The organism is Tateyamaria pelophila (assembly GCF_019966495.1).
Classification (GTDB): Bacteria; Pseudomonadota; Alphaproteobacteria; order Rhodobacterales; family Rhodobacteraceae; genus Tateyamaria; species Tateyamaria pelophila.
Window position 1 is genome coordinate 22,222 of the sequence record NZ_JAIMIA010000025.1, and the last position, 23,597, is coordinate 45,818.

The window sequence follows — 23,597 nt, forward strand, 5'->3', positions numbered from 1 at the left end:
CTATGCTTGCCACCTCTCCGCGGCTTCGTGCGACCGGGTTGCGCATAGTCCAGGCCATCCCGGTTGTCATCGGCGTCGTGGTGATCAGCTTTTTGCTGACACGCGCGCTGCCCGGAGACCCGGCGGTCTACTTTGCAGGGGTGGCTGCAGATGCTGACTCCATTGAACAAACCCGTGTTGCCATGGGTTTGGACAAACCAATGGCACAGCAATTTCTCATCTACGTGGGTGATTTGTTGCAAGGAGATCTCGGGCAATCGCTTTCAAGCGGTCGATCCGTTGCTGAGGATTTGGCCAAACGGCTGCCTGCATCTCTTGAATTGACACTGACGGCGTTGTTGCTTGCCATAGCAATTGCCGTCCCGCTTGGTGTTCTGGCTGCGACCCGACCGGGGACCTGGGTAGACCATCTATGTCGTGTCGTGGTGACAGCGGGTGTTTCTTTGCCCACGTTTTTCACTGGAATCCTGCTGATCTACGTTTTCTATTACCTGTTGGGCATCGCGCCTTCACCCTTGGGACGTCTGGATTTCATCTATCTCGACCCGGATCATGTGACGGGCTTTTACCTGATTGACGCGGCTTTGATGGGAGATTGGGAAACCTGGCGCGGGGCGGCCAAACAACTGATTTTGCCCGCCGGTACTTTGGCCCTGTTCACCTTGGCCCCGATTGCGCGGATGACGCGAGCTGCGATGCTGAGCGCCCTGTCATCGGATTTCATCCGCACCGCACGTGCCGCTGGACTGTCCAATCGAACAGTCCTTTTCCGCTATGCATTTCGCAACGCCTTGCTGCCGGTGGTGACCACGCTGGGGATGGTGTTTTCCTTTGCCCTCGGGGCCAATGTGCTGGTGGAAAAGGTCTTTGCCTGGCCCGGGATCGGATCCTATGCGGTCGAGGCCCTTGTCGTGTCGGATTACGCAGCGGTGCAAGGTTTTGTGTTGGCGATGGCGCTCTTGTTCGTGGCGCTTAATCTGGTGATTGACCTGCTCTATACGGCGATTGACCCCCGCATCGGGTTTTCATCCAAATGACGGAAGTATCGCAACAACAGGCCAGCAAGACGCGCGGGAATTACGATCACATTCTATATGTTCTGCGGGCAAACCCGGTGACGTTGATTGCCTTTGGCATGTTTGCCTTGTTGATCTTTTCGGCAGTGTTTGGGCCTATGCTGGTGCCTTACGATCCGCTGGCGACCAATGCATCCAACGCCCTGCAGCCGCCGTCGGCAGCTCATTGGTTTGGCACCGACAATGTGGGCCGCGATGTGTTCAGTCGGGTAATCGTGGCCACGCGGCTCGATCTGTCGATCTCGGTTGCGGCGGTTGCCTTGTCCTTTATCGTCGGATCAATTCTGGGCTGCGTCGCGGGCTATTGGGGCGGCTGGCTCGATATCATCCTGAATCGTTTTCTCGATACGATCATGGCGTTTCCGTTGTTTGTCCTGGCAATGGGCATTGTCGCGGCGCTGGGCAATACAATCGAAAACATCATCTACGCGACTGCGATCATCAACATGCCGTTTTACGCTCGACTGGTGCGCGCCGAGGTCAATATCCGCCGCGATGCAGGCTTTGCGCGTGCCGCCAAGCTGGCGGGCAACTCGGATGTTCGTGTACTGGCGCTCCATATCTTTCCCAACGCCCTGCCGCCAATGATGGTGCAAGTGTCCTTGAACCTCGGATGGGCAATCCTGAATGCTGCTGGCTTGTCGTTTATCGGTCTGGGGGTAAGCCCGCCAACAGCGGAATGGGGCATCATGGTTGCGGAGGGGGCGAATTTCATCGTCTCGGGCGAATGGTGGCTCGCCGTCTTTCCCGGCCTGTGGCTGATGATTGCGGTCTTTACCTTCAACCTTCTGGGGGACGGCCTGCGCGACATCGTCGATCCGCGCAAGCGGACATGAGCGCGATGTTGTCTGTCAGGGACCTTGCCGTCTCGTTTAACACCCGGCGCGGCGTCGTGGATGCAGTGCGCGGGATCAGTTTTGACGTGTCCAAGGGGGAGATCCTGGGCGTTGTTGGTGAAAGCGGATCCGGCAAATCGGTCACCTCCTATGCTTTGATGCGTATCCTCGACGCCGGGGGAGTGATCAAGGCAGGTGAGGCGACGTATTCCGGCGTCGATTTACGCCGTGCGGCTGAACGTGACATGCGCGACATCCGTGGGCGCGAGATATCCATGATCTTCCAGAACCCGCGTGCCGCCTTGAATCCGATCCGCAAAGTCGGCCACCAGATTGAAGACGTGCTGCGCCATCATGCGCGCGCCACCCGGTTTGATGCGCGCGAAAAGGCGATTGCTGCGCTCGAGGCGGTCAAGATCAACGATGCCTCGGCCCGCTATAACGCCTATCCGTTCGAACTGTCAGGTGGCATGTGTCAACGCATTGTTTGTGCGATTGCGTTGGCCTGTGATCCGCGCCTTCTGATTGCCGACGAGCCCACCACGGGTTTGGATATCACGACCCAAAAGGCAGTCATGGACCTTGTGCGCGACCTGATCCGCGAGCGCGACATGAGCAGCATCCTGATCACGCATGACCTTGGCCTCGCCGCGCAATACTGCGACCGGATCCTGGTGATGAAGGACGGCGTGATCGTCGAACAAGGAGACCCGGCGCAGATTTTCAGTGACCCGCAGCACCCCTATAGCCGCAAGCTTGTGGATGCGACGCCGCGTGCTGGCACTGACGTGCGCAGCCTGTTGCCGCCGCAAGAGCGGGGTACAATGGTGACCCCAAAAATCAGCGATCAACCGTTGCTGGAGGTTCGCAACCTGACCAAGACCTATATGGGCAAATCCGGTCCGGTCCATGCGGTCAAAGGCATATCTTTCAAGATCAACGAGGGCCAGTGCGTGGGACTTGTGGGCGAAAGCGGGTGTGGTAAATCCACGACCTCGGAAATTCTGGTGCGGCTCATGGACGCCACCAGCGGCGAGATCATTTTTGATGGCGAAGACATCGCGACCGCGCCGGCCCGTGGCTTTGCCGGAGATGCGAGGCGCGCAGACATTCAAATGGTGTTTCAGGACGCCACCGACAGCCTGAACCCCCGCCACTCCGCGCGCCAGACCATTGCGGAACCATTGCGCCGATTGGGCCGTATGCGCGGTGCCGAACTGGCCACGCGGATCGAAGAACTGGCGACGTTGGTCGGTTTGCCGCTGTCCTTGCTGGACCGATTTCCACATCAGCTGTCAGGCGGCCAGAAGGCACGGGTTGGCATTGCGCGGGCAGTCGCGCTTGAGCCAAGATTCCTCATCCTTGATGAGCCCACGGCAGCGCTTGATGTGTCCATTCAGGCGGTTGTTTTGAACCTGCTCGTGGATCTGCGGATCAAACTGGGTCTCAGCTATCTGTTCGTCAGTCATGACCTACACGTCGTGCGGTTGCTCTGCGATCATGTGATCGTCATGAAAGATGGTGAAATCGTGGAGCAAGGTGCCGCACAAAACGTCATGTCCAACCCAAGAAGCGATTATACCAAAATGTTGCTGGCGGCAGCGCCCGCACCGCCACAACGACGCAAGACAAACTAACTGCACCTACGCGGAGAAGACCCCATGCTGACCAACCTGCCATTCACGCTTGCTGCACTTCGTGGCGCTTATGCCGCTGGCACAAAGCCTGCTGCCGTCATTGATGAGATCTTTGCGCGCCTGGATGCGGCGAATGACCCCGGGATTTTCATCCACTTGTGCGACCGCGAGACCCTGCGCGCCGAGGCCGAGGGCCTTGGAGCTTATGACCCCGATATGCCGCTGTGGGGCATTCCCTATGCGGTAAAGGACAACATCGACGTCGCAAGCATTGAAACTACGGCGGGCTGTCCCGCATATGCTTACATGCCTGATACCGACGCCTTTGTGGTTGCCAAGCTGCGGGCGGCGGGCGCGCTGATGATTGGAAAGACCAATCTTGATCAATTTGCGACGGGTCTTGTCGGCGTGCGCACGCCTTATGGTGCGCCATTGAATTCAGTGGATCCTTTAATTGTGCCAGGCGGCTCGTCGGGCGGCTCTGGCGTGATTGTCGGGCACGGAATCGTCACGTTCTCTTTGGGTACGGATACGGCCGGCTCGGGCCGAGTGCCCGCAGCACTCAACAACATTGTTGGGCTCAAGCCCACATTGGGGGCTTTGTCGGCCAGCGGAGTTGTCCCGGCCTGTCGAACGCTGGACACCATCTCGATTTTTGCATTGACCGTTGATGACGCTTATGCGGCCTTTGCCGTGGCGCGGGGGTTTGATCCGGCAGATGCATATTCGAAACCTTTGACGCATCAAGAACTGACAGCGCCGCGAATGCCTTTGCGGGTAGGGGTGCCGAATGCCGATACCATCGAGTTCTTCGGTGATGATGTTCAAAAAGACGCGTTTGATCGGGACGTCGCGTTGCTGGCGGCAACAGGTGCCACCATCGAGACGATCGACTTTGAGCCTCTCTATGCCATTGCCCGCATGCTTTATGAAGGTGCATGGGTGGCAGAGCGCTACACAGTCATCGACGCGTTGTTGGCCAGCAATCCAGACGCGATCCATCCGGTGACGCGTAAGATCATCACCCATGCCGAAAGCATGTCGGCTGCCGATGCGTTCAATGGGATCTACCGTCTCGCTGATCTGAAACGTGCGGCAGAGCCAATGTTGGAACATCTGGACATGCTTTGTGTCCCGACGATCCCGACGTTCTATTCAGTTGCGGATCTGGACGCAGATCCCATCACGCCCAATTCCAACAACGGGACCTACACCAACTTTGTGAACCTCTTGGATATGTGTGGCATTGCTGTGCCGACGGCACCGCGCAGCGATGGCAGACCGGGCAGCGTCACGCTGCTGGCCGCGGCGGGCAACGACGCCGCGGTGGCCGCCGTTGCGCGTGGCTTTGAAGAGGATTGCCCTCGCAACATGGGGGCAACCGCCCATCGGGTACCCAGTCCAACGCCGCTCCCGAACGCGCCATCCGACCAGATGGAGCTTGCGGTCTGTGGCGCTCATATGACGAGCCTACCGCTGAATTGGCAACTGACCGATTTGGGGGCGACGTTTGTGCGCAAGGCGCAGAGTGCGGCCAACTACAAATTCTATGCCCTCGCAGGTGGTCCACCGGAACGGCCTGGAATGGTGCGATCTGATGGCGCCGATACAGGCGCAATTGCGCTCGAAATATGGTCGCTGCCTACGGCCGCCTTTGGGTCATTTATGGCCAGGATCCCTGCGCCGTTGGGGATCGGCACGATCGAATTGTCGGATGGGGCTTCTGTGAAAGGGTTCATTTGCGAAGCGAGTGGCACCAAAGGGGCCACAGACATCACCGCACTCGGCGATTGGCGGACATACCTTGCGCAAACGTCAGTCCCGGCATGACGTCGGATGCCGAAAAAAAGCTGATTGATCTTGGTCTGGAGCTGCCGCCTGACTGGACGCCTCGGGGTCAGTTCCTGCCGTTTCGCAAGGACGGGGCGGTTGTCTATCTATCCGGCCAGATCTGCGAGTGGGGCGGTGAGGTCACGCATAGAGGGCCTGTCGAGGACACCCCTGAAGGAATTGAGGACGCTCGCGCGGCTGCACAGATTTGCGCGCTGAACCTGATCTATCGGCTGCGCGAAGCTTGCGACGGTGATCTGGATCGCGTGGATGTCATTCTCAGGCTCGGTGGTTTCGTGAATTGTCAGTCCGGATTTCCAAACAGTCCCGCAGTCATCAATGGCGCGACCGAGGTTTTCATTGCTCTGTTCGGGGATCGGGGCTGGCACGCGCGTACGGCCGTTGGCGTCTCTGGCCTGCCGGGAAATGCTTCCGTCGAAGTTGACGCGACAGTACGGCTCAGGGTCTAGCGGCGTGGTAATTGGGGCAGGGGGCGCGACGGGCCCAGGGCTTCCAACTTAGCGGCAATCGATAACAACTGTGCATCCTGTCCCGGCCGCGCTGCAAGCATGACAGAGCGCGGTCTTTTCAGCCTATCCAGTCCCCATGGCAGACAAATCAGCGGGCCGCCAAAGACGGTCCAGGGCGTCAACCAGTCTTGATATCCGGTGGTGCCGTCAATAAGCGGCGGCCCGTCCGGTACAGGTAGAGTCAACACCACATCAACACCAGCAAGGCCTGCCCAAAATGCTCGCTTCGCCTCGGCCAGGTACTCTGCCGCACGCGCGGCCGCGTCAGATGAAATCGCAGTTCCGGACCGCAAGCCTGCCGCGAATTTCGGCTTCAGCAGATCAGCCCGCGCATCAGACAGTATCGCCCCATGTGCCATGGCAGCCTCGTAGGTCATGACTGTCCTGTGCGCTGTGACGATCTGCTCGACATCTGCCTGCAAAGTGGTTTGTTCAGTCCCCAAGCCGAGGGTCGCGAGTACTGTCGCCGCATCATTAAACGCAGCCAATGTATCGGCGTAAGGGACGACGCTGGTGTTCCAAAGACCACAGATCGCCGTTACGGACGACATATCATGCGTTTGAACCGTTGACGTGGTCATCGCAGCAAAAGCAGACCGCGCCAGTTCGACTGTTCCTGCGATAATGCCCACACTGTCAAAACTGGGAGACAGCGGTGTAACGCCAATAGTGGACAATAAGGCGTAAGATGGCTTGAAGCCAACAACCCCACAGTAGGCCGCAGGGCGACACAGCGACCCTGCGGTCTGCGTTCCGAGGCCGATATCGACCAGACCTGCGGCGACAGCGGCGCCAGAACCGCTGCTTGACCCGCCGGGCGTGCGGTTCAGATCAAATGGATTGCGGCAGGCCGTGGGATCGGTGAATGCGAATTCCGTCGTCGTCGTCTTGGCCACGATCCGCGCACCGGCTGCGCGCAAGGATGCAACGACGCTGGCATCTTTGGTGGCCGGGGGGGCATCTTTGCACGCATCACTGCCATTACGCGTCGCAACGCCGACAACGTCGATGATATCCTTCACGCCGACTGTGACGCCAGCCAACGGGCCGTGGACGCTGTGGGTTTTGCCCTCATCTGTGTCGCACAGGGCGACCAGAGCGTGGATACGATGCTCCCACAGGTCAGCCTGTTGGCGGAACCGCTCAAGGTCCGTCTCGTTTCCTTGTCTTGCGCGAATTATGCTCATCACACATCCCGCGCGACGCCAATGAGGTGATCCCGCGAGATGCGTGCCTCCAGATCGTCAATCGTGCACTGATCCACGCCGTCAGGCGGTTGAGGCAACACCAGATAGCGCATGTCGGCATTGCTATCATGCACAATGAGTTGAGTGCTTTCGGGCAAATGCAGCCCGAACTCCGCCAATACACGGCGTGGTTCGCGTACGGATCGGGCCCTATAGGCCTTGGAGATATACCACGACGGAGGTTGCCCGAGAATGGACCTGGGGTAACAGGAACAGAGCGTGCAGGTGATCAGATTGTCCACGTTTTCTGTATTCTCGACGACGATGATGCGGGCTTCGGTTACCGGAATATCAAGCTCTTGCACCGCCGCGCGCCCGTCAGACAAAAGGCGATCCCTATAAGCGGGTTCGGTCCACGCTTTGGCGATAATCCTCGCACCAAGGTGAACCCCCGGGCTTTCCAGTTTTGCAATTGATGCGGTGACTTCATGCGCCGTTAGCAGGCCCTTGGCGATCAATACCTCTTGCAGCGCGTCAACGATGATCTGCGCTTCGATGTTTCCCGCGTCGTCCTCGATGGCGATGGCTTCATGTTCTCCGTGGCCATGATCATGGGGCATGGGTGGTCTCCTCTACGCTTGTCAGCCAGTGGTCATAGATTTCGATGACCAGTGTGTCGTGTTCCGGGATGTCCGCGTCCCGCCACAGTCGCGCTTGTGAAAACGACACCCTGTAGAGATCAACCGCACGCCTTGAGGTTATGCCGATGGCCAGATCCTCAGAGTTCAGATACGTCCCGCAATACTGGACGATGTGCCCAATTTGCTGTCTGATGTAGTGTGGGATGCGGACATGCCCGGCCTTGCCAAGCGCCAGAACCCGAACGCGATCTCCGGGCGAAAACCGTGTCACGTCTTGGTATCCACATCGTTCCAACGCGCCTTTCCGGCTTCAATCGCGGCGTCAAGTTCCGCGCGGGAAAGAATGCCCTTCTCGATCAAAATATCGGTCATGGCCTCCATGCGGCGCCTGTAGAAAGAAAGAGTGTCGTACTTTTCCACACCAAAACTCTCGAAACCGCGCCGCACTTCATCAAGGGATACGATCCGGCGTGTGCCGTCGCCAAGAAGACCGCGAATGGCTTCGACTTGCTTTTCCCAATGCAACCAAGGGAGTTCAATCATCGGAATGTCGCCAGCCTGATCTCCGCCAATGTCATGGTAGCCTTTAGGTCCTTTCGTGTCTTGCATAAGCGCCCTCCTGACCCAAAAACCATTGCAGCAGCCAATGTCGTTTACCATTGCTTTTTTTGCAGCAAACCTATGCGAATAAAGGTGCAAGATCGGTGATGTTTGGCACGTTCCTATGTGTCGTGACCGGTCGATGGGATATGCGTTTGAAGACAGAAACGGGAGTTAACTTTGCGTCACACTATGGGGTTTCTAGCAACCAGAATGGTCTCCTGACCTTGCAGGGCGAAATCGGACCTTCGCTTTTGGCTTGTCTTAGGCTCAGCACTCATAACCAGAATATGACGGTTGCTGCGAGAGCGATAGCGGAGAGGAAGACGGTTGCGGTTCTGTCTTGGCGGCTTGCGACCCTGCGCCGGTCCTTGATCTTGCCGAACATGCTCTCAATCCTGTTGCGTCTTTTGTAGCGGCGCGTGTCATTGTTGACTGTCTTATTTTGAGACTTGCGTCCCGATATGCGGGGCTTCGTTCCGTTGTTTCTAAGGGTATTGCGGAACCAGTCGGCATTATGCTCTCGACCAGCGAGGAGCCACCGGGCCTCTGGCAACCCATTCATCAAACCTGCTGCTCCGGTGTAATCGCTGACTTGCCCAGCGGTGATAAAAAGGCGGAATGGGCGCCCAATGGTATCGGTATTGCCGACCCTAGATCTCTTGACATAAGACAGACTCTGCGTAGGTCAGACGGCGTCTACCAGTAAACCTCGAAGCCAGAATTGATCGCAGTGATTTTTTTTGAGCTTGTATCCACATGATCAGCGATGGAAGTGGATTGGATGTAATCTAGAAACAATAAGTTAGGTGATGGCTTGCACGTAAGTAGCACAGGGGGTTTCTGAGACTTGTTGAAAGCTCATGCTCGCAACCGGCTGCGGTCGGAGTAAGCCGCCCTGTTTGCCAAACCTACGCAATCACCGCCGATTGCAGGTCTTCAGTCTCGGGGGGCTAGACTGCCCCAATTCGTGTGCAGTATGTGTGCAACATGGTCCCGAAAACCGTAACTGCGACCATAGGAGAGCGAAGAATGCCCACCAACGCCGCCACTGCGGCAGCGAAATTGTCTACTGCGCCCATGATGGATTGGACCGATCGGCATTGCCGGTTCATTCACCGTCAATTGAGCAGGCAGACGTTGCTTTACACCGAGATGGTGACCGCGCCTGCGCTTGTTCGGGGTGGGGCTTTGCACTTGCTGGCTCATGATCCGGCGGAACACCCGGTGGCCTTGCAGTTGGGCGGATCTGATCCCAAGGAACTTGCGAAAGCGGCCCGTCTTGGAGAGGCGGCGGGGTATCCCGAGATCAATTTGAATTGCGGGTGCCCCTCGGACCGGGTGCAGTCAGGCACATTTGGAGCCGTGCTGATGCGTGATCCGGCGCTGGTTGCAGACTGCGTGGCGGCCATGCGCGCTGCGGTGGATGCAGAGATTACGGTCAAATGCCGCATTGGTGTCGACGATCAGAACCCGAACGTGGTTTTGCCCGAGTTTCTGGCGCGGATCGTTGCAGCAGGCTGTGAACGTGTGACCATTCATGCGCGCAAAGCGTGGCTGAAGGGCCTGAGCCCAAAGGAAAACCGCGACGTTCCGCCGTTGGATTACCCGCTCGTGATGCAGATGAAGGAATATTTTCCGAACCTGCATATCTCGATCAACGGGGGCATCACATCGCTGGATCAGGCAGAGCAGCTGCTTGAGGCGGGGCTGGACGGCGTGATGATCGGCCGGGCCGCATATCATCAACCTGCCGATATACTCTGCACGGCCGACCGGCGGATCTTTGGCTCTGGTCCTGATACCTCGGCCGAGGATGCCGTCAGGACCATGCTACCTTATATCGAAGCGCACCTGCGCGCAGGGGGGCGCCTGCATCAGATTACGCGCCATATGCTCGGTCTGTTTGCCGGGCGGCCGGGTGCGCGCGGCTGGCGCCGAACACTGAGCGAGGGGGCGACGAAGCCCGGTGCCGGGCCTGAACTGGTCCACGCGGCCTTGTTGCAAGTCACGGCACTGGCATCCGACGCCAAAGCGGTGTAGCGCAACGCCAAGCGCGAAGGATGCCGTAGATGCCCGATATTTACCTGTTGCTTCAGATGTTTGTCCTGCTCTGCGTCATCGGAGCCATTGCCGGTATCTTGGCGGGGCTGTTGGGGGTCGGCGGTGGCGTCGTATTGGTTCTGGCCTTTTTCTACGCGTTTCAGAGCCTCGGGTATGATAATCCGCAGTTGATGCAGATGTGTCTCGCGACCTCTCTGGCCACGATCATCGTCACGTCCGTGCGTTCTGTTCTGAGCCACAACAAAAAAGGTGCGGTGGAATGGGACATTCTGAAGACCTGGGCGCCGGGCATTGCGGTTGGTGCGGTTCTGGGCGTTTTGCTGGTCGCGCAATTGCGATCGACGACCTTGCAGATCATCTTTGGCGTTCTGGCCTTCCTTGTAGGGATCTACATGGCCTTTGGTCGGTCCTCCTGGCGGCTGGGTGAGACAATGCCCGTTGGACTGGCGCGGACCGTTTTTTCGCCGATCGTCGGCTTCTTGTCGGTACTGATGGGCATCGGGGGCGGCAGCTTTGGTGTGCCATTGATGACGCTGTATGGCGTGCCGATCCATCGTGCCGTGGCCACCGCCGCCGGGTTTGGCGTATTGATCGCGGTGCCGTCCGTCATCGGGTTCTTGTTCTTGGACGTAAGCGAACCCGTTCCGCCTCTCACAATCGGGGCGGTGAATCTTGTGGCCTTTGGCGTGATTATTGCAATGACGCTGATGACGACCCCGATTGGGGTGTGGCTGGCCCACAAGATGAATCCGGCGCCGCTCAAGCGGGTGTTCGCAACCTTCCTGATCCTGGTGGCGCTGAACATGCTCTACAAGGTGATTTCTGGATGATGGAGGAGGACGGGTTCGTCCTGTTCGATGCTGATCCGCGCGTTGCGGCCTGGGCGGCGGTTGCACGCCGTGTCGCCGAACCCATTGTGTCAGATCACAGCATGCGGGTCGCCAACCTGCGGCACGGCAAGACCTGGTTTGTCGGGGTGGATGTGTTGTCCAACGATCCGGGTGGCAGGGTTGCCGGGGTCTCGCTGAGCGGCCCGTGGGAGCGCGACGTTCCAAGACTGCCACAGCACCGGGCGCAGGTCTCCATCATCTATCCGGGCTATCCGCTGCAGGACCCTGACGAAAGCGACGCCAATCACCGGTTCCGTATCAATCGCTGTGCGGCCCATGTGGATGGGTTATTGCCCGAAGGGCCTGCGCGGCGCAGGTATGCGCGTGAATTTCACGCCTATATTCTCGGATTGCCTTTGAACGACGTGGCCTCTGCGCCGACGGTCGTGTGGCGTGGCAGTCACCGCATCATGCGGGCAGCTTTGGCGGAGGCGGTCGGGACACAGGCCATAGGGTCCGTGGATCTGACAGACGCTTACCATGCCGCACGGCGGAGGGTGTTCGAGATCTGCGAGAGGGTGCCTTTGCGCGCCACGCCGGGGCAAAGCTACCTCATTCATCGCTTTGCGTTGCATGGCACCGCGCCTTGGGAGGGGCCGGACGGACCCGGGCGTATGGTTGCGTTCTTCCGACCGGAGTTCCCCGATCCTGCGGATTGGCTCGCGGCGTGACTGCTTAACGCTTCAGACGGGCATTCCGACCGCCGCGCCGGGTCTTGGGCGCAGGCTCACGGCCTGGAAGTTCAGCCATGATCGCGCGCCTTTCGTCGTGGGTCATCCGGCTCCAGGCGCCGATCTCGTCAATGGATCTGGCGCAGCCTGCACACAGACGTGTTTCGGGATGAATCACACAGATTTGGACGCAGGGGCTTTCGATTTCCTGCCGCGTCCAGACCAGATTGTTGGGAACCGTCTCTGTCATTCCTGCCTCGCCATGACTGCCAGCCGATCCAGCAGTCCTTGCAGGATATATCCAGCCGCCACGTGGTCAATGACTTCTGCGCGACGTTTGCGTGTCGTATCCGCCTCAAGCAGCGCTTTTTCAGCGGCCACCGTGCTCAGCCGTTCATCCCAAAAGGTGATGGGTCCATCCCAGAGCCCTGCAAAATTGCGGGCAAAGGCGCGTGTGGATTGGCACCTTGGCCCTTCAGAGCCATCCATGTTGCGTGGCAATCCCAGCACCAGACCCCCGACAGAGCGTTCCGCGATCAAGGCCAGAAGGCGCGCCGCATCCACGCCGAATTTCTTGCGCCTGACGGTTTCCAGCGGGGTCGCAACGGATCGGTAAGTATCGGAGACCGAAACACCAATCGTCTTGTCGCCAAGGTCCAGCCCCATCAAAGGCCGCAACGCAGGCAGCGCTGCGATGAATTCCTGGGTGTCGTCGGTGATCATTGTAAACCAACCCGATCCGCCGCTTCGTTCAGGATGTCGGCGGCACGCGGGTCGCCCTCGAAGGCGACTTTTGCATTCTCGAAAACGGACCGCGCCTGACCCATCTGACCCAGAACACCAAGCGCAGAGATCAGCCGCGCCCAATCCTCGACCGGGCCGCCCTCGGTGGCCAGTCGGTCGCTGAGGCCCGAAACCATACCCTGGATCATCTCCATCCGTTCCGCCGGAGACATCTCTCCTGCCGCTTCGATATCTTCCGCAGACGGTCCGCGCCCTGTGCCGATCGTCGGGCGGGCATAATTCACGCCAGCGCGCACCGCGATATCCTCGATCTGAGCTTCGATGGGGGGGATCCACGGCGCGTCGGGCGGACCCGCACGCAACAACTGATCCCAGACCCGCAAGGCTGTGTCGGGTCGCCCGGTCTGCGCCATCATGAGGCCGAAGTAGTAGCTGGCCGTGCCATTGGTCGGGTCCATCGCAAGGGCGCGCTCCAGCACCGCCTCGGCCGCGGGCGAGACATAGCCGCCGGCCGCAAGGATCAGCAGATCTGCGTAATCCGAGAAATCCGTGGCCGTGGCTGACGCGCCTTTCAATTCGATCACGCGCGCTTTTGCCGCATGCGCGGCCGCAAAGTTGCCAAGCTGGGCCTCCGACTGCACCAACAGTATATGTCCTTGCAGATCGTTGGGGCGGGTTGCCACCGTTTCGCGCAGCTGTTCAACGAGGGCAACGTAATCCGGAGACGCTGGCGCGGCGCCTGTCATGCTCGGAGGCAATCCAGCTTCGGCGGTCTCCTGACTGGGACGCTCCGCGCGCAAAACCTCAGCGCGCTCGATGCGGTCCGCCAGCGCCAGATCGCCGTACCCCGGCGCACCAAGCTCCAGATAAAGAAAATAAGCTCCGCCTGCGACCAGGAGCGATGTCAGACCTGCAGTCACCAGCCCGCCACGGGTGCGCACCATGCTGTTTTCTGCACCAAGAGCGGCGTCTGCGGCCAGAATGCGCCGCGACACTTCGGTGCGCGCCCGCTCGGCGTCCGCTTCGGATACCACGCCGCGCGCCAGATCACGCTCCACTTCCTTGAGCTGATCACGGTAGACGTCCAGATCATAGGACGCAGGCGGCCGACCCTCCTTGCGCCCCCGCAGCAAGGTGACAGACAAGGTTCCCGCGACGAGCAATGTCAGTACCGCGGTCAAACTCCAAAACAGCATTTTGCCTCTAAATCTTGCATCTTTGTGCTCATGTAACCTCTGCAACGGGATTGCAAAAGAGACAAACCCGCGCGCCTGCTACACAGCTGCGTCAGGGCAGGGGGTTGCTTTGCCAGCATCCAAAAGACAACGTGTCGCAAAACCGCGAGAAAGTGCCGCCAGTGCGGGCCTTTTTCTTTGGTCGAACGGCCATTAAAACTCAAAGCTCAAGCTCTTTCGATTCCAGCTCCGGACAAACGCTCATGAAACGCTATTCCGCCTTTGCCATCGCCCGTGAGGCCATGCGTCACCATACCGGTTGGGAGCGGGCGTGGCGCGCGCCCGAGCCAAAGGCAAGGTACGATGTGATCATCATCGGTGCCGGCGGGCACGGCCTTGCGACCGCGTATTACCTGGGCAAGAATTTTGGCATCACCAATGTGGCGATCCTTGAAAAAGGGTGGCTTGGCGGCGGTAACACCGGACGGAACACGACGATCATCCGGTCGAACTACCTTCAGGATCCATCGGCGGCGATTTATGAAAAGTCCCGCTCGCTATACGAGACGATGAGTCAGGACTTGAACTACAACGTCATGTTCAGTCCGCGGGGCGTGATCATGCTGGCGCAAACCCAGCACGAAATCCGCGGTTATCAGCGGACCGCGCATGCCAACGCGCTGCAAGGGGTGACAACCGAGTTCATCGGCCCGGAAAAGGTCAAGGAACTGGTGCCGATCATCAACATCAACGGCCCACGCTACCCCGTCCTTGGAGGCTTGTGGCAAGCGCGTGGTGGTACGGCGCGCCACGATGCGGTGGCCTGGGGTTATGCGCGGGCCTGTTCCGATATGGGCATGGATGTGATCCAGCAATGCGAAGTCACAGGCATACGGCGCGACGGGGGCAAGGTCGTGGGCGTCGATACGAGCAAGGGCGCGATAGAGTGCGACAAGCTTGGCATGGTCGTTGCGGGGCATTCGGGGCATCTGGCCGAAATGGCGGGTTTTCGGTTGCCGATCGAATCGGTCGCCTTGCAGGCGCTGGTCAGCGAACCCATCAAACCTTGCATGGATGTTGTGGTGATGGCCAACACTGTCCACGGCTACATGAGCCAGTCCGACAAGGGCGAGATGGTGATAGGTGGCGGTACCGACGGCTACAACAACTACACCCAGCGCGGGTCGTTCCATCATATCGAAGAAACCGTGCGTGCGCTGATCGAGACATTCCCGATGATCAGCCGTCTCAAGATGTTGCGGCAATGGGGCGGGATCGTGGATGTCACCGGCGACCGCTCACCGATCCTGTCCAAGACGCCGGTCGACGGTGTGTTTATCAACTGCGGCTGGGGTACGGGCGGATTCAAGGCGATCCCGGGATCGGGCTGGGCCATGGCGGAACTGATCGCAAAAGGGCATTCGCCTCTGACCGAAGAATTCTCGCTTGATCGGTTCCGGGCCGGCAAGTTCATCGACGAAAGCGTCGCGGCCGGGGTGGCGCATTAAAGTGCTGACCTCGCGCTATATCCTGCGGCGTTTCGGACGTCTTGCGGCCTTTACCGGGCTGACGATCTGGGCGCTCGGCACCATTTTCATGCTGTTGCGTGGCAATGCCGAGCTGTTTCAACGGTTCGGTGCACTGGGTGCTGCGGCGTCTATTCTGTTCTTTACCGACCGGTTGACCAAGATCGAACTGGGGCGGCAAAAAACAGTCGAAAAGCTTTTGCATGAATATGGCATTGAACTCATGGCCATCAAACAGGGCAAACCGCCTACGGAGATCCCTCAAGAAGGGTATGCCGTTGATTTCCTGACCGAAGAGCGCAATTTCGATCAACTCCGGACGCAAGCGGAAATGTTCAACTTCCTGAACGTGATGTTGCTGACCGTGGCGACCTTGCAATGGGGATTCGGCGATCGGATCGTCCACAGATTCATGGCCTGCGGGGAATGGGTATGCTGACCGGTCTGCCATCCTGGCGGCTGCCCTCGAGGGCAGGCGGAAATCTGTATTGCAAGGCTGCGCAGATGCTCGATAAAGGGATGGAACTACTTCGGGGTCTTGGTCTTTTCGCCTTCGCCCGCCGCAGAGCCAAAGGCAATCAGGTTGCTGACATCGATCTCGCGCCCTCCGCGCGCCTCTTTGCGTTTGGCGACACCGCGACGTTCCGCAGCGAACATCACAAGCGCAATAACGATGATTGCGCCAAAGACCAAAACGGCCCCCATCTCTTTGCTCATGCCATTCTCCTGTCAACTAAAGTTTACACTTACATGGCATATCCCGATGCGTCACGCAAAAATATCGCGGCGCGCTGCGGTCATTTGGCGGGACGCAGCCAATCGAGCTTGTCGATATTGGCCGACATTGGCCGCTTTCGGCATCAGCGCAGCGGCGATATTGTGCAACGCGCGGGCTGTGCTCTGATGAAGGCTCACAATTTGGAGGTTTCATCATGTCAGACCACTCAAACCTTAACCTGCACAGGGGCGACGGCGTCAGTCGGCGCGGCGTCATCGTGGCGCTTGTTGTCGTTCTGGGCATCGTCGTGCTGCTGGCCATGGGCGGTACCGGGGATGGCACCGCGCCCGCTGGTGACGTCATCGCGCCCGTTGCGGAAACAGCACCCGTCGCAACCGAATAACGTCCACTCACATCCACCCACAACGACAGGCAGGCGTTTTCGGACGTCTGCCTTTTGCGTGTCCGCCCCCCCCGATCGGAGCCTGCCCATGTTGATCCTGACCTGCCCATGTTGCGGGCAAACCGGTGAAGAAACCGAATTCCACGCCGGTGGCGAGGCACATCTGAAACGGTTCGGGCCGGGCTCGTCCGATGATGACTTCCAGGGCTACCTGTTCATGCGCGAAAACCCCAAAGGTGTGCATTTCGAACGGTGGCGGCATGTCTATGGCTGCGGCAAGTGGTTCCACGCGGCGCGCTGCACGATGACGCTCGAAATCTTCGGCACATATCCCGCCCAGACGCTGGAGCCGCCCAAGGACCTTTGCGACAAGATCAGCGGAAAAAGGCCCGGTTGGTCCTGGAGGACCTTCTCATGATCCCACTTCATCTTGCCCGAAAAACTCCCGCCGGAGGCTCCTACCTCTCCGCCAGCGTTGAGGCCCGATTCCCATGAGTACACGTCTCGCCACACATGGCCGCCTGCTGAACAAGGACCGGGCGATCCGGTTCACCTTCAACGGCAAACAGCTCAAGGGTTTTGAAGGGGACACATTGGCTTCGGCCCTGCTGGCCAATGACCAGATGCTGGTGGGCCGCTCATTCAAATATCACCGGCCCCGCGGGATCGTTGCCGCGGGCGTCGAAGAGCCCAACGCGTTGGTCAACCTCGGGGTCGAGGGCCATTTCGAACCAAACCAGAGGGCTACGACCACTGAACTCTTCGAAGGGCTGCTTGCCACCAGCCAGAACCACTGGCCGAGCCTCGAATTCGACGTGGGCGCAATCAATGCCAAGCTCTCGCGCTTTATGCCTGCGGGCTTTTACTACAAGATGTTCATTCATCCCCGTCCGCTCTGGAAACACGTCTACGAGCCGTTCATTCGTCAAGCGGCAGGCTTGGGGCAGGCCCCGAAAGGGCGTGATTTTGACAGCTACGAACACTTCTATCCGTTCTGCGATGTGCTGGTCATCGGCGGAGGGATTGCGGGTCTGCATGCGGCCAAAGCGGCCGCACAGTCCGGCGCAAAGGTGATCGTTCTGGAGCAGACAGCCCATTGGGGCGGACGCGCGCCCGTCGACGGTGGCGAGGTGGATGGCAAACCTGTGGATAACGTCGTGGATGAACTCATCGCTGAGTTGTCCGAGATGGAAAATGTCACGCTCCGCGCGCGCACCATGGGCGCAGGTGTCTATGACCACGGGTATGTGTTGGGCTACGAGCGGCTGACCGACCATCAACCCGACGCAGACGGCCCGCGCCATCGTTTGTGGCGGATCCGGGCCGGACAAGTGGTGACGGCGACCGGTGCGATCGAACGTCCCCTGAGCTTTGCAGGCAACGATATTCCGGGGGTGATGCTGGCATCAGCCGTGCGGGATTATGTGGTGAATTACGGTGTCTGCGCCGGGGATCGTACCGTGGTCGTCACCAACAATGATGATGCGTATCGGACTGCAATTGTTCTGAAAAACGCCGGTCTGACGGTGCCTGTCATTCTGGATGCACGCAGCTTGTCCGAAGACAGCGCACTGGTCGCCGAAGCCAAGGCGGCCGGTATCCGCGTGATGATGGGGCATGGCGTGTCCAAGGTGTTGGGCGGCAAGCGTGTGACCGGTGTGGCGATCTGCGCGCAGGCCGGTGAAGGCGCTGTGCTGGAAGAAGTTGCCTGCGACGCGGTGGCGATGTCGGGGGGCTGGTCTCCGGTTGTGCACCTGTGGTCGCATTGCGGGGGCAAGCTGATATGGGACAATAACTTTGCCATGTTCCGCCCGGATGTGGACAAAGCGCCCAAAGGTGCCGACGGCGCGCCATTCGTAAGCCCCGCTGGTGCCGCCAACGGTCATTTCGGGCTGATGGAACTGCTCGGCGATGCCCACGCGATGGGGCAGGGCGCCGCCAAAGCCGCGGGGTTCGAACCCAAAAGGGCCAGCGCACCCGAAGGCTCTTGCGTGGATCAGGCCCCGATGGCCCCTGTCTGGCTGATGCCGCAGGGTGCAAGTGTCGCGCTGCGCTCGAAATCATGGCTGGATTATCAGAACGACGTCAAAGTGAGCGACGTGCAACTGGCCGCGCAGGAAGGTTTCGAAAGCGTCGAGCACGCCAAGCGATATACCACCTTGGGCATGGCTACGGATCAAGGCAAGATGAGCAATATCAACGGCCTCGCGATCCTGTCGGATGCCCTGAACCAGCCGATACCGCAAACCGGTACGACGACCTTCCGCCCGCCGTATACGCCGATTTCCATGGGTGCCATCGGCGGCGAAGCGCGCGGTGACGTATTTCAACCCATCCGGCGCACGCCCATGCATGACTGGCATGATGCCAACGGGGCCGATTGGGAACCGGTCGGCCAATGGCGGCGACCATACGCTTTCGTTCGTTCTGGCGAGCGAGTGCATGATGCCGTCATGCGTGAGGTCAGGAACACCCGTGAACACCTTGGCCTGCTCGACGCCTCGACCCTGGGCAAGATCATCGTCAAGGGGCCGGACGCGGGCAAGTTCCTCGACATGCTCTACACCAATGTGATGAGTACGCTGAAGCCGGGCAAATGCCGCTATGGGCTGATGTGCAGCGAAAACGGGTTCCTGGTCGATGACGGGGTCGTCGCGCGGATCGACGAGGACACGTTCCTGTGCCACACCACGACGGGCGGTGCGGAAAGCATCCATGCCCATATGGAAGAATGGCTGCAGACCGAATGGTGGGAGTGGAAGGTCTACGTTGCCAATGTAACCGAACAATACGCGCAAATCGCTGTTGTTGGCCCCAATGCCCGCAAGGCGCTCGAGACACTGGGCGGCATGGACGTGTCCAAAGAGGCGCTCGGCTTCATGGAGTGGGCGGATGGCTCCCTTGGTGGCTTTGACGTGCGGGTCTATCGGATCTCGTTCTCGGGTGAATTGAGCTATGAGATCGCGGTGCGCGCCTCCGAAGGGCAGGCATTCTGGGATGCCTTGATGGCGGCGGGGGAAGATCTGGGTGTGATGCCATACGGGACCGAAGCCTTGCACATCCTGCGGGCCGAAAAGGGCTTTATCATGATCGGGGACGAGACGGACGGCACCGTTATTCCTCAGGACCTCGGACTGCATTGGGCGCTTTCCAAAAAGAAAGAGGATTATCTGGGCAAACGCGCCCATACCCGGACCCATATGTCCGATCCGGAGCGATGGCAGCTGGTCGGACTAGAAACGCTTGACGGGTCCGTGCTGCCGGATGGCGCCTACGCGGTTGCCGCAGGCACCAATGCAAACGGGCAGAAAAATGTGCAAGGCCGCGTCACGTCTTCCTACCACTCCCCCAATCTGGACAAGGGGATTGCGATGGGGCTGGTGCTGCATGGGCCGGACCGGATGGGTGAAGTCATTGATTTCCCCGGCACCGATGGAAAGACCTATCAGGCCAAGATCGTAAGCGCCGTCTTTTATGACCCGGAAGGGGAGAAGCAGAATGTCTAACGCTGTATCCGCGATGCACGGAGCAACATGGTCTGACGGCATTGCCGACATCGCCGAAGCGCCCTTGCAAGGCATGATCACCTTGCGGGCCGATATGAAAGACAAGGCCGTGAAAAAGGCTATCGCAGCCGCGACAAAGGTCGAGATGCCCGGCCCGGGGCAGGCCAACGGTGTGGGCGATCGGGGTCTGTGCTGGATGTCACCAGACGAATTTCTGCTGCTGTGCCCCTACGACACGGTCGCGGCAGACCTGGCCAGGATTCAGACCGCGCTGGCCAAGACCCACGCTCTGGCGGTCAATGTCTCTGATGCGCGGGCCCTGTTCCGTGTGTCGGGCCCGGCGGCGCGCGATGTCATGGCCAAACTGGCTCCGGTCGACCTCAGCCCGGCCGTGTTTCAGCCAGGGATGTTCCGACGTACCAGACTGGCCCAGGTCGCGGCCGCGTTCTGGATGCCCAATGCAGATACGTTTCAGATCGTCTGTTTTCGGAGTCACGCGCAATACATGTTTGACTTGCTGAAAACGGCGGCCCGAAAAGGCAGCAAGGTTGGCGCCTTTTAAACGAAAGGTGTCATGGTCCGGTCGACGGTGCCGCGCGTTCTGCTCTGAGGTGCCATGCAGCCAGTTCGGGACATATCCAGCATCCGTCTCATGAGATTTGCGTGGGTGGCACTGGTGCCATCGATCATCCTTTGTCCGTCGATTTGGGCGTCTGACACCGGTCTTTTAAATGCGGCTGCCCTTGACCTCGTTGGGGCCGCGCCGCATGTATCACGGGAACGCAATTCAAAAACGAGGATCCACAATGGCTTTTGAACTTCCCGATCTTCCCTATGCCCATGATGCGCTTGCATCCAAAGGCATGTCCGCAGAAACCATGGAATATCACCATGATCTGCACCACAACGCTTATGTGACCAATGGCAACAAGGCGATTGAAGGCACGGAGTGGGCAGGCAAATCTCTCGAAGAGATCATCAAGGGCACTTATGACGCCTCTTCCGTCGCCCAAAACGGTATCTTCAACAACATCAGCCAGCTTTGGAACCACAATCAGTTCTGGGAAATGATGGGTCCGGGCGACAGCGCCATGCCCGGCGAGCTTGAAAAAGCGATTGTCGAGAGCTTTGGCTCGGTCGACAAGTTCAAGGAAGATTTCTCTGCGGCGGGCGCAGGTCAGTTCGGGTCCGGTTGGGCGTGGTTGGTCAAGGATGCCGATGGCAGCCTGAAAGTCACCAAGACCGAGAATGGCGTGAACCCGCTGTGTTTCGGTCAGACGGCGCTGTTGGGCTGTGATGTCTGGGAGCATTCCTACTACATCGATTTCCGCAACAAACGTCCGGCCTACCTCACCAACTTCCTCGACAATCTGGTGAACTGGGAAAACGTCGCCTCGCGCATGTGATCGCCGACATACACCGCCTGTGGCTCGCCGTTCAACGCATCCCGTCACGGTGGAAGATATGAAAGAAGCCCCCGCAAGGATGAAACCCTGCGGGGGCTTTTTTTTGAACAGCCCGTCGTTACGCGTCCGACAGGATTGCCATGACCTGCTCCGGGTCGTCCGCGATGGTCAGGTATTCCAGCAATGACGCATCGGCAAAGCCCTGATCGACCACATGGTGCAGCAAGGCCATCAGCGGATCCCAATAGCCGTTTGTATTCATCACGACGACATGCTTCTCGTGCAGACCCAACTGCCGCCATGTCAACACTTCGAACAGTTCGTCCAGCGATCCCGCCCCACCGGGCAGCACGACCACCGCATCGCAGTTCATGAACATGACCTTTTTGCGTTCGTGCATGGTTTCGGTCACGATGTAGCGGGTCAGATCGACTTTTCCGACCTCCCACTCGACCAGATGTTTGGGGATCACCCCGAACGTATCGGCCCCCGCCGCCTGCGCCGCGCGCGCGACAGCGCCCATGAGCCCAACGTCGCCTGCGCCGTACACCAAACGCCAATCCCTCGCGGCCAGAGCCTTACCCAGTGTTTCGGCCCCGGCCATATAAGCCGGGTCAACCCCGGTGCGTGAACCGCAATAGACGCAAACAGATTTTTGAGGCATGGAGTGGTCCTTGACATGCGATGGGGGATGGTTGGTGTGAACAGCGGTGTTTTGACCCTTTTATCGTCGCCTGCTAAGGAAGCGCAACACGGCCCACGCCAAAGCGGGGCATAGGAAGGACGACGATGTCGAAATGGGCTGCATTGGTAGGCTCCAACACTGCGATGGTCGTGTCAGCGACCGTTTTCGCCGTGGCAGCGATCGGCGCGGGATTGTACATCAACAGCCGCATCGCAGCCGGGCCAGACGCGGCCGTTGAAATCTCCGCACCCGCGCCCGAAGTTTCGCCGCCGACCGACGAGGCAGAGGACATGACGGCCACTGCGACCGACCCTCAGACTGCGGTTGCCGAAACACCGCCATCTATCGACGAAGTGCGTGTTGAGCCGGACGGGTTGACCATCGTGGCGGGCCGCGCCTCTCCGGGCAGCAAGGTATTCGTTCTGTTGGACGGCGTCGAAAATACCAGTGTCACCACGGATGCGGGCGGCGGTTTTGCGGCGATCACGATGATCGAGCCAAAAACAACCGCGCAGGTGCTGACCATTGTGCAGCGGTCGGGCGATACGACGCTCACGTCGCCTGACGAAATCATTCTGGCGCCGTCCTCTGTGCCCCAAGCCGTGGCCGAAGCGCTTCCCGCCACCAGCACCGAAACCAACACCCGCCCGAATGCCTCAGCCGCCATTGAGACGCCCGAGGCGCCGACAATCGTCGCCGGGATATCGCCTGAGGTGGAACCGTCGGCAGAACCTGATGTTGTCGAAGCCGCTCCAGCGGCCCGTCAGGATGATGAAGTTGCCGTCGAAAACCGGCCGCCGATCACCGATGGTGGCGTTGTGTCCAGCCCAACGTCCGGGCCGACCGAAACCCTACAATCCGCAATGGCGCAAGATTCTGACCAGCAATTGGCTGCGACCTCGTCTGACGTACCGGCGACGCAGCAACAGATCACGGTCTTGAAATCCACCTCGGAAGGTGTCGAGGTTCTGAGGCCGCGACTTGGGGCGTCGGAGAGTATGTCCATCGACACCATCAGTTATTCGGACACAGGCGGTGTGCAACTCTCCGGCAGGGCAAAATCTGATGCGCAGGTCGTGCGGGTCTATGTGAACAACCGGCCCGTGGCGGAGTTGCGTGTGGATGCGCAGGGCCGCTGGCGCGGTGATCTGCCGGATATCGATACGGGTGTGTATACGCTGCGCTTGGATGAGGTCGATGCATCCGGCGACGTGCTCAGCCGCGTGGAAACACCCTTCCGGCGCGAGGACCCGCAGGTGCTGATCGGGTTGGAAGCTGACCCGAAAACGGCAAAGCGGATCACGGTTCAGACGGGTTCGACACTGTGGGCGATTGCGCGCGAGCGCTACGGCGAGGGGTCGCTCTATGTCCAGATCTATGATGCCAATCGGAACAGGATCGTTGATCCGGACCTGATTTATCCGGGTCAGATATTCGCATTGCCGGATTGAGCTGATCGCGCCGCTGCACGC

At 59.4% G+C, this 23,597-nt stretch carries 25 protein-coding genes and 1 pseudogene; 16 read left to right on the forward strand and 10 right to left on the reverse strand.

The window, feature by feature from the left end; all coding sequences use genetic code 11:
- The first annotated feature begins 2 nt into the window (after positions 1-2).
- The 5 genes from LC354_RS10330 to LC354_RS10350 are packed head-to-tail and all read left to right on the forward strand — an operon-like array spanning position 3 to position 5,849.
- The gene (locus LC354_RS10330) at positions 3-1,037 is read left to right on the forward strand and encodes an ABC transporter permease (protein ID WP_223423532.1); all 1,035 of its coding nucleotides are present in this window, start codon (positions 3-5) and stop codon (positions 1,035-1,037) included.
- Positions 1,034-1,912: an ABC transporter permease gene (locus tag LC354_RS10335; protein ID WP_223423534.1), complete on the forward strand. Its 879-nt coding sequence runs from the start codon at positions 1,034-1,036 to the stop codon at positions 1,910-1,912. The genes LC354_RS10330 and LC354_RS10335 overlap by 4 nt, the downstream gene beginning before the upstream one ends.
- Complete coding sequence (locus LC354_RS10340) at positions 1,909-3,549, forward strand: dipeptide ABC transporter ATP-binding protein (RefSeq protein WP_223423536.1); 1,641 nt, start codon at positions 1,909-1,911, stop codon at positions 3,547-3,549. The genes LC354_RS10335 and LC354_RS10340 overlap by 4 nt, the downstream gene beginning before the upstream one ends.
- Before the next feature lie 24 nt (positions 3,550-3,573).
- Positions 3,574-5,379 (forward strand): allophanate hydrolase, encoded by a 1,806-nt coding sequence (gene atzF, locus LC354_RS10345; RefSeq protein ID WP_223423538.1) that lies wholly within the window; start codon positions 3,574-3,576, stop codon positions 5,377-5,379.
- Entirely contained in the window at positions 5,376-5,849 is a 474-nt protein-coding gene (locus LC354_RS10350; protein WP_223423540.1) for a RidA family protein, read from the forward strand. Before atzF ends, LC354_RS10350 begins: the two co-directional genes overlap by 4 nt.
- Here the strand turns inward: LC354_RS10350 and LC354_RS10355 are convergent.
- The 5 genes and pseudogenes from LC354_RS10355 to LC354_RS10370 form a co-directional block, all read right to left on the reverse strand.
- Positions 5,846-7,096 (reverse strand): amidase, encoded by a 1,251-nt coding sequence (locus tag LC354_RS10355; RefSeq protein ID WP_223423542.1) that lies wholly within the window; start codon positions 7,094-7,096, stop codon positions 5,846-5,848. The two genes, LC354_RS10350 and LC354_RS10355, sit on opposite strands and share 4 nt — an antisense overlap.
- Entirely contained in the window at positions 7,096-7,716 is a 621-nt protein-coding gene (locus tag LC354_RS10360; protein WP_223423544.1) for a nitrile hydratase subunit alpha, read from the reverse strand. The genes LC354_RS10355 and LC354_RS10360 overlap by 1 nt, the downstream gene beginning before the upstream one ends.
- Positions 7,706-8,008 carry an SH3-like domain-containing protein gene (locus LC354_RS27985; protein ID WP_399203339.1) on the reverse strand — a complete coding sequence of 101 codons (303 nt, stop codon included), beginning with the start codon at positions 8,006-8,008 and terminating at the stop codon, positions 7,706-7,708. Before LC354_RS27985 ends, LC354_RS10360 begins: the two co-directional genes overlap by 11 nt.
- On the reverse strand, positions 8,005-8,346 hold the full coding sequence (locus tag LC354_RS27990) for a nitrile hydratase (protein WP_399203341.1): 342 nt from the start codon (positions 8,344-8,346) through the stop codon (positions 8,005-8,007). The genes LC354_RS27985 and LC354_RS27990 overlap by 4 nt, the downstream gene beginning before the upstream one ends.
- 268 nt (positions 8,347-8,614) lie before the next feature.
- Positions 8,615-8,980 (reverse strand): annotated as a pseudogene (locus tag LC354_RS10370) (transposase); the annotation flags it as partial.
- A gap of 389 nt (positions 8,981-9,369) precedes the next feature.
- Between LC354_RS10370 and dusA the strand changes: the two are divergent.
- From dusA to LC354_RS10385, 3 genes are read left to right on the forward strand one after another with little or no spacing between them, the layout of a single operon-like run.
- On the forward strand, positions 9,370-10,380 hold the full coding sequence (gene dusA / locus LC354_RS10375; RefSeq protein ID WP_223423546.1) for a tRNA dihydrouridine(20/20a) synthase DusA: 1,011 nt from the start codon (positions 9,370-9,372) through the stop codon (positions 10,378-10,380).
- A gap of 29 nt (positions 10,381-10,409) precedes the next feature.
- The gene (locus LC354_RS10380; protein WP_223423548.1) at positions 10,410-11,231 is read left to right on the forward strand and encodes a sulfite exporter TauE/SafE family protein; all 822 of its coding nucleotides are present in this window, start codon (positions 10,410-10,412) and stop codon (positions 11,229-11,231) included.
- On the forward strand, positions 11,228-11,962 hold the full coding sequence (locus LC354_RS10385) for a hypothetical protein (protein ID WP_223423550.1): 735 nt from the start codon (positions 11,228-11,230) through the stop codon (positions 11,960-11,962). The genes LC354_RS10380 and LC354_RS10385 overlap by 4 nt, the downstream gene beginning before the upstream one ends.
- Positions 11,963-11,966: 4 nt before the next feature.
- Here the strand turns inward: LC354_RS10385 and LC354_RS10390 are convergent, their stop codons facing one another.
- From LC354_RS10390 to ccmI, 3 genes are read right to left on the reverse strand one after another with little or no spacing between them, the layout of a single operon-like run.
- Positions 11,967-12,212 carry a DUF1289 domain-containing protein gene (locus LC354_RS10390; protein WP_223423552.1) on the reverse strand — a complete coding sequence of 82 codons (246 nt, stop codon included), beginning with the start codon at positions 12,210-12,212 and terminating at the stop codon, positions 11,967-11,969.
- Entirely contained in the window at positions 12,209-12,685 is a 477-nt protein-coding gene (ruvX, locus tag LC354_RS10395) for a Holliday junction resolvase RuvX (protein ID WP_223423554.1), read from the reverse strand. The genes LC354_RS10390 and ruvX overlap by 4 nt, the downstream gene beginning before the upstream one ends.
- Positions 12,682-13,902, reverse strand: a complete 1,221-nt coding sequence (ccmI, locus tag LC354_RS10400; RefSeq protein ID WP_223423556.1) for a c-type cytochrome biogenesis protein CcmI — start codon at positions 13,900-13,902, stop codon at positions 12,682-12,684. The genes ruvX and ccmI overlap by 4 nt, the downstream gene beginning before the upstream one ends.
- 242 nt (positions 13,903-14,144) lie before the next feature.
- On the opposite strand from ccmI, the gene LC354_RS10405 reads away from it, so the two are divergent.
- Entirely contained in the window at positions 14,145-15,389 is a 1,245-nt protein-coding gene (locus LC354_RS10405; RefSeq protein ID WP_223423558.1) for a sarcosine oxidase subunit beta family protein, read from the forward strand.
- A gap of 1 nt (position 15,390) precedes the next feature.
- Positions 15,391-15,846: a hypothetical protein gene (locus LC354_RS10410; RefSeq protein WP_223423559.1), complete on the forward strand. Its 456-nt coding sequence runs from the start codon at positions 15,391-15,393 to the stop codon at positions 15,844-15,846.
- Between the two features lie 86 nt (positions 15,847-15,932).
- Here the strand turns inward: LC354_RS10410 and LC354_RS10415 are convergent, their stop codons facing one another.
- Positions 15,933-16,124, reverse strand: a complete 192-nt coding sequence (locus LC354_RS10415) for a hypothetical protein (protein WP_223423561.1) — start codon at positions 16,122-16,124, stop codon at positions 15,933-15,935.
- A gap of 215 nt (positions 16,125-16,339) precedes the next feature.
- On the opposite strand from LC354_RS10415, the gene LC354_RS10420 reads away from it, so the two are divergent.
- The 5 genes from LC354_RS10420 (at position 16,340) to LC354_RS10440 (ending at position 21,440) form a co-directional block, all read left to right on the forward strand.
- Positions 16,340-16,528, forward strand: coding sequence for a hypothetical protein (locus tag LC354_RS10420; protein ID WP_223423563.1), 189 nt, complete (start codon positions 16,340-16,342; stop codon positions 16,526-16,528).
- A gap of 88 nt (positions 16,529-16,616) precedes the next feature.
- The gene (locus LC354_RS10425) at positions 16,617-16,946 is read left to right on the forward strand and encodes a sarcosine oxidase subunit delta (RefSeq protein ID WP_223423564.1); all 330 of its coding nucleotides are present in this window, start codon (positions 16,617-16,619) and stop codon (positions 16,944-16,946) included.
- Positions 16,947-17,019: 73 nt separating this feature from the next.
- Complete coding sequence (locus LC354_RS10430) at positions 17,020-20,034, forward strand: sarcosine oxidase subunit alpha family protein (protein ID WP_223423566.1); 3,015 nt, start codon at positions 17,020-17,022, stop codon at positions 20,032-20,034.
- Positions 20,027-20,596, forward strand: coding sequence for a sarcosine oxidase subunit gamma (locus LC354_RS10435; protein WP_223423567.1), 570 nt, complete (start codon positions 20,027-20,029; stop codon positions 20,594-20,596). Before LC354_RS10430 ends, LC354_RS10435 begins: the two co-directional genes overlap by 8 nt.
- Before the next feature lie 244 nt (positions 20,597-20,840).
- Positions 20,841-21,440 carry a superoxide dismutase gene (locus LC354_RS10440; protein WP_223423568.1) on the forward strand — a complete coding sequence of 200 codons (600 nt, stop codon included), beginning with the start codon at positions 20,841-20,843 and terminating at the stop codon, positions 21,438-21,440.
- Between the two features lie 118 nt (positions 21,441-21,558).
- Here the strand turns inward: LC354_RS10440 and LC354_RS10445 are convergent, their stop codons facing one another.
- On the reverse strand, positions 21,559-22,104 hold the full coding sequence (locus tag LC354_RS10445) for an LOG family protein (protein ID WP_223423570.1): 546 nt from the start codon (positions 22,102-22,104) through the stop codon (positions 21,559-21,561).
- A 125-nt stretch (positions 22,105-22,229) separates the two neighbouring features.
- Between LC354_RS10445 and LC354_RS10450 the strand changes: the two genes are divergently transcribed.
- On the forward strand, positions 22,230-23,576 hold the full coding sequence (locus LC354_RS10450; protein ID WP_223423571.1) for a LysM peptidoglycan-binding domain-containing protein: 1,347 nt from the start codon (positions 22,230-22,232) through the stop codon (positions 23,574-23,576).
- Positions 23,577-23,597 lie beyond the last annotated feature (21 nt).

Bases quoted from the DNA above. Each gene is read 5' to 3' on its own strand.
- LC354_RS10330 (WP_223423532.1), top strand. From the start codon at position 3: ATGCTTGCCACCTCTCCGCGGCTTCGTGCGACCGGGTTGCGCATAGTC.
- LC354_RS10335 (WP_223423534.1), top strand. From the start codon at position 1,034: ATGACGGAAGTATCGCAACAACAGGCCAGCAAGACGCGCGGGAATTAC.
- LC354_RS10340 (WP_223423536.1), top strand. From the start codon at position 1,909: ATGAGCGCGATGTTGTCTGTCAGGGACCTTGCCGTCTCGTTTAACACC.
- atzF (WP_223423538.1), top strand. From the start codon at position 3,574: ATGCTGACCAACCTGCCATTCACGCTTGCTGCACTTCGTGGCGCTTAT.
- LC354_RS10350 (WP_223423540.1), top strand. From the start codon at position 5,376: ATGACGTCGGATGCCGAAAAAAAGCTGATTGATCTTGGTCTGGAGCTG.
- LC354_RS10355 (WP_223423542.1), bottom strand. From the start codon at position 7,096: ATGAGCATAATTCGCGCAAGACAAGGAAACGAGACGGACCTTGAGCGG.
- LC354_RS10360 (WP_223423544.1), bottom strand. From the start codon at position 7,716: ATGCCCCATGATCATGGCCACGGAGAACATGAAGCCATCGCCATCGAG.
- LC354_RS27990 (WP_399203341.1), bottom strand. From the start codon at position 8,346: ATGCAAGACACGAAAGGACCTAAAGGCTACCATGACATTGGCGGAGAT.
- dusA (WP_223423546.1), top strand. From the start codon at position 9,370: ATGCCCACCAACGCCGCCACTGCGGCAGCGAAATTGTCTACTGCGCCC.
- LC354_RS10380 (WP_223423548.1), top strand. From the start codon at position 10,410: ATGCCCGATATTTACCTGTTGCTTCAGATGTTTGTCCTGCTCTGCGTC.
- LC354_RS10385 (WP_223423550.1), top strand. From the start codon at position 11,228: ATGATGGAGGAGGACGGGTTCGTCCTGTTCGATGCTGATCCGCGCGTT.
- LC354_RS10390 (WP_223423552.1), bottom strand. From the start codon at position 12,212: ATGACAGAGACGGTTCCCAACAATCTGGTCTGGACGCGGCAGGAAATC.
- ruvX (WP_223423554.1), bottom strand. From the start codon at position 12,685: ATGATCACCGACGACACCCAGGAATTCATCGCAGCGCTGCCTGCGTTG.
- ccmI (WP_223423556.1), bottom strand. From the start codon at position 13,902: ATGCTGTTTTGGAGTTTGACCGCGGTACTGACATTGCTCGTCGCGGGA.
- LC354_RS10405 (WP_223423558.1), top strand. From the start codon at position 14,145: ATGAAACGCTATTCCGCCTTTGCCATCGCCCGTGAGGCCATGCGTCAC.
- LC354_RS10415 (WP_223423561.1), bottom strand. From the start codon at position 16,124: ATGAGCAAAGAGATGGGGGCCGTTTTGGTCTTTGGCGCAATCATCGTT.
- LC354_RS10420 (WP_223423563.1), top strand. From the start codon at position 16,340: ATGTCAGACCACTCAAACCTTAACCTGCACAGGGGCGACGGCGTCAGT.
- LC354_RS10425 (WP_223423564.1), top strand. From the start codon at position 16,617: ATGTTGATCCTGACCTGCCCATGTTGCGGGCAAACCGGTGAAGAAACC.
- LC354_RS10430 (WP_223423566.1), top strand. From the start codon at position 17,020: ATGAGTACACGTCTCGCCACACATGGCCGCCTGCTGAACAAGGACCGG.
- LC354_RS10435 (WP_223423567.1), top strand. From the start codon at position 20,027: ATGTCTAACGCTGTATCCGCGATGCACGGAGCAACATGGTCTGACGGC.
- LC354_RS10440 (WP_223423568.1), top strand. From the start codon at position 20,841: ATGGCTTTTGAACTTCCCGATCTTCCCTATGCCCATGATGCGCTTGCA.
- LC354_RS10445 (WP_223423570.1), bottom strand. From the start codon at position 22,104: ATGCCTCAAAAATCTGTTTGCGTCTATTGCGGTTCACGCACCGGGGTT.
- LC354_RS10450 (WP_223423571.1), top strand. From the start codon at position 22,230: ATGTCGAAATGGGCTGCATTGGTAGGCTCCAACACTGCGATGGTCGTG.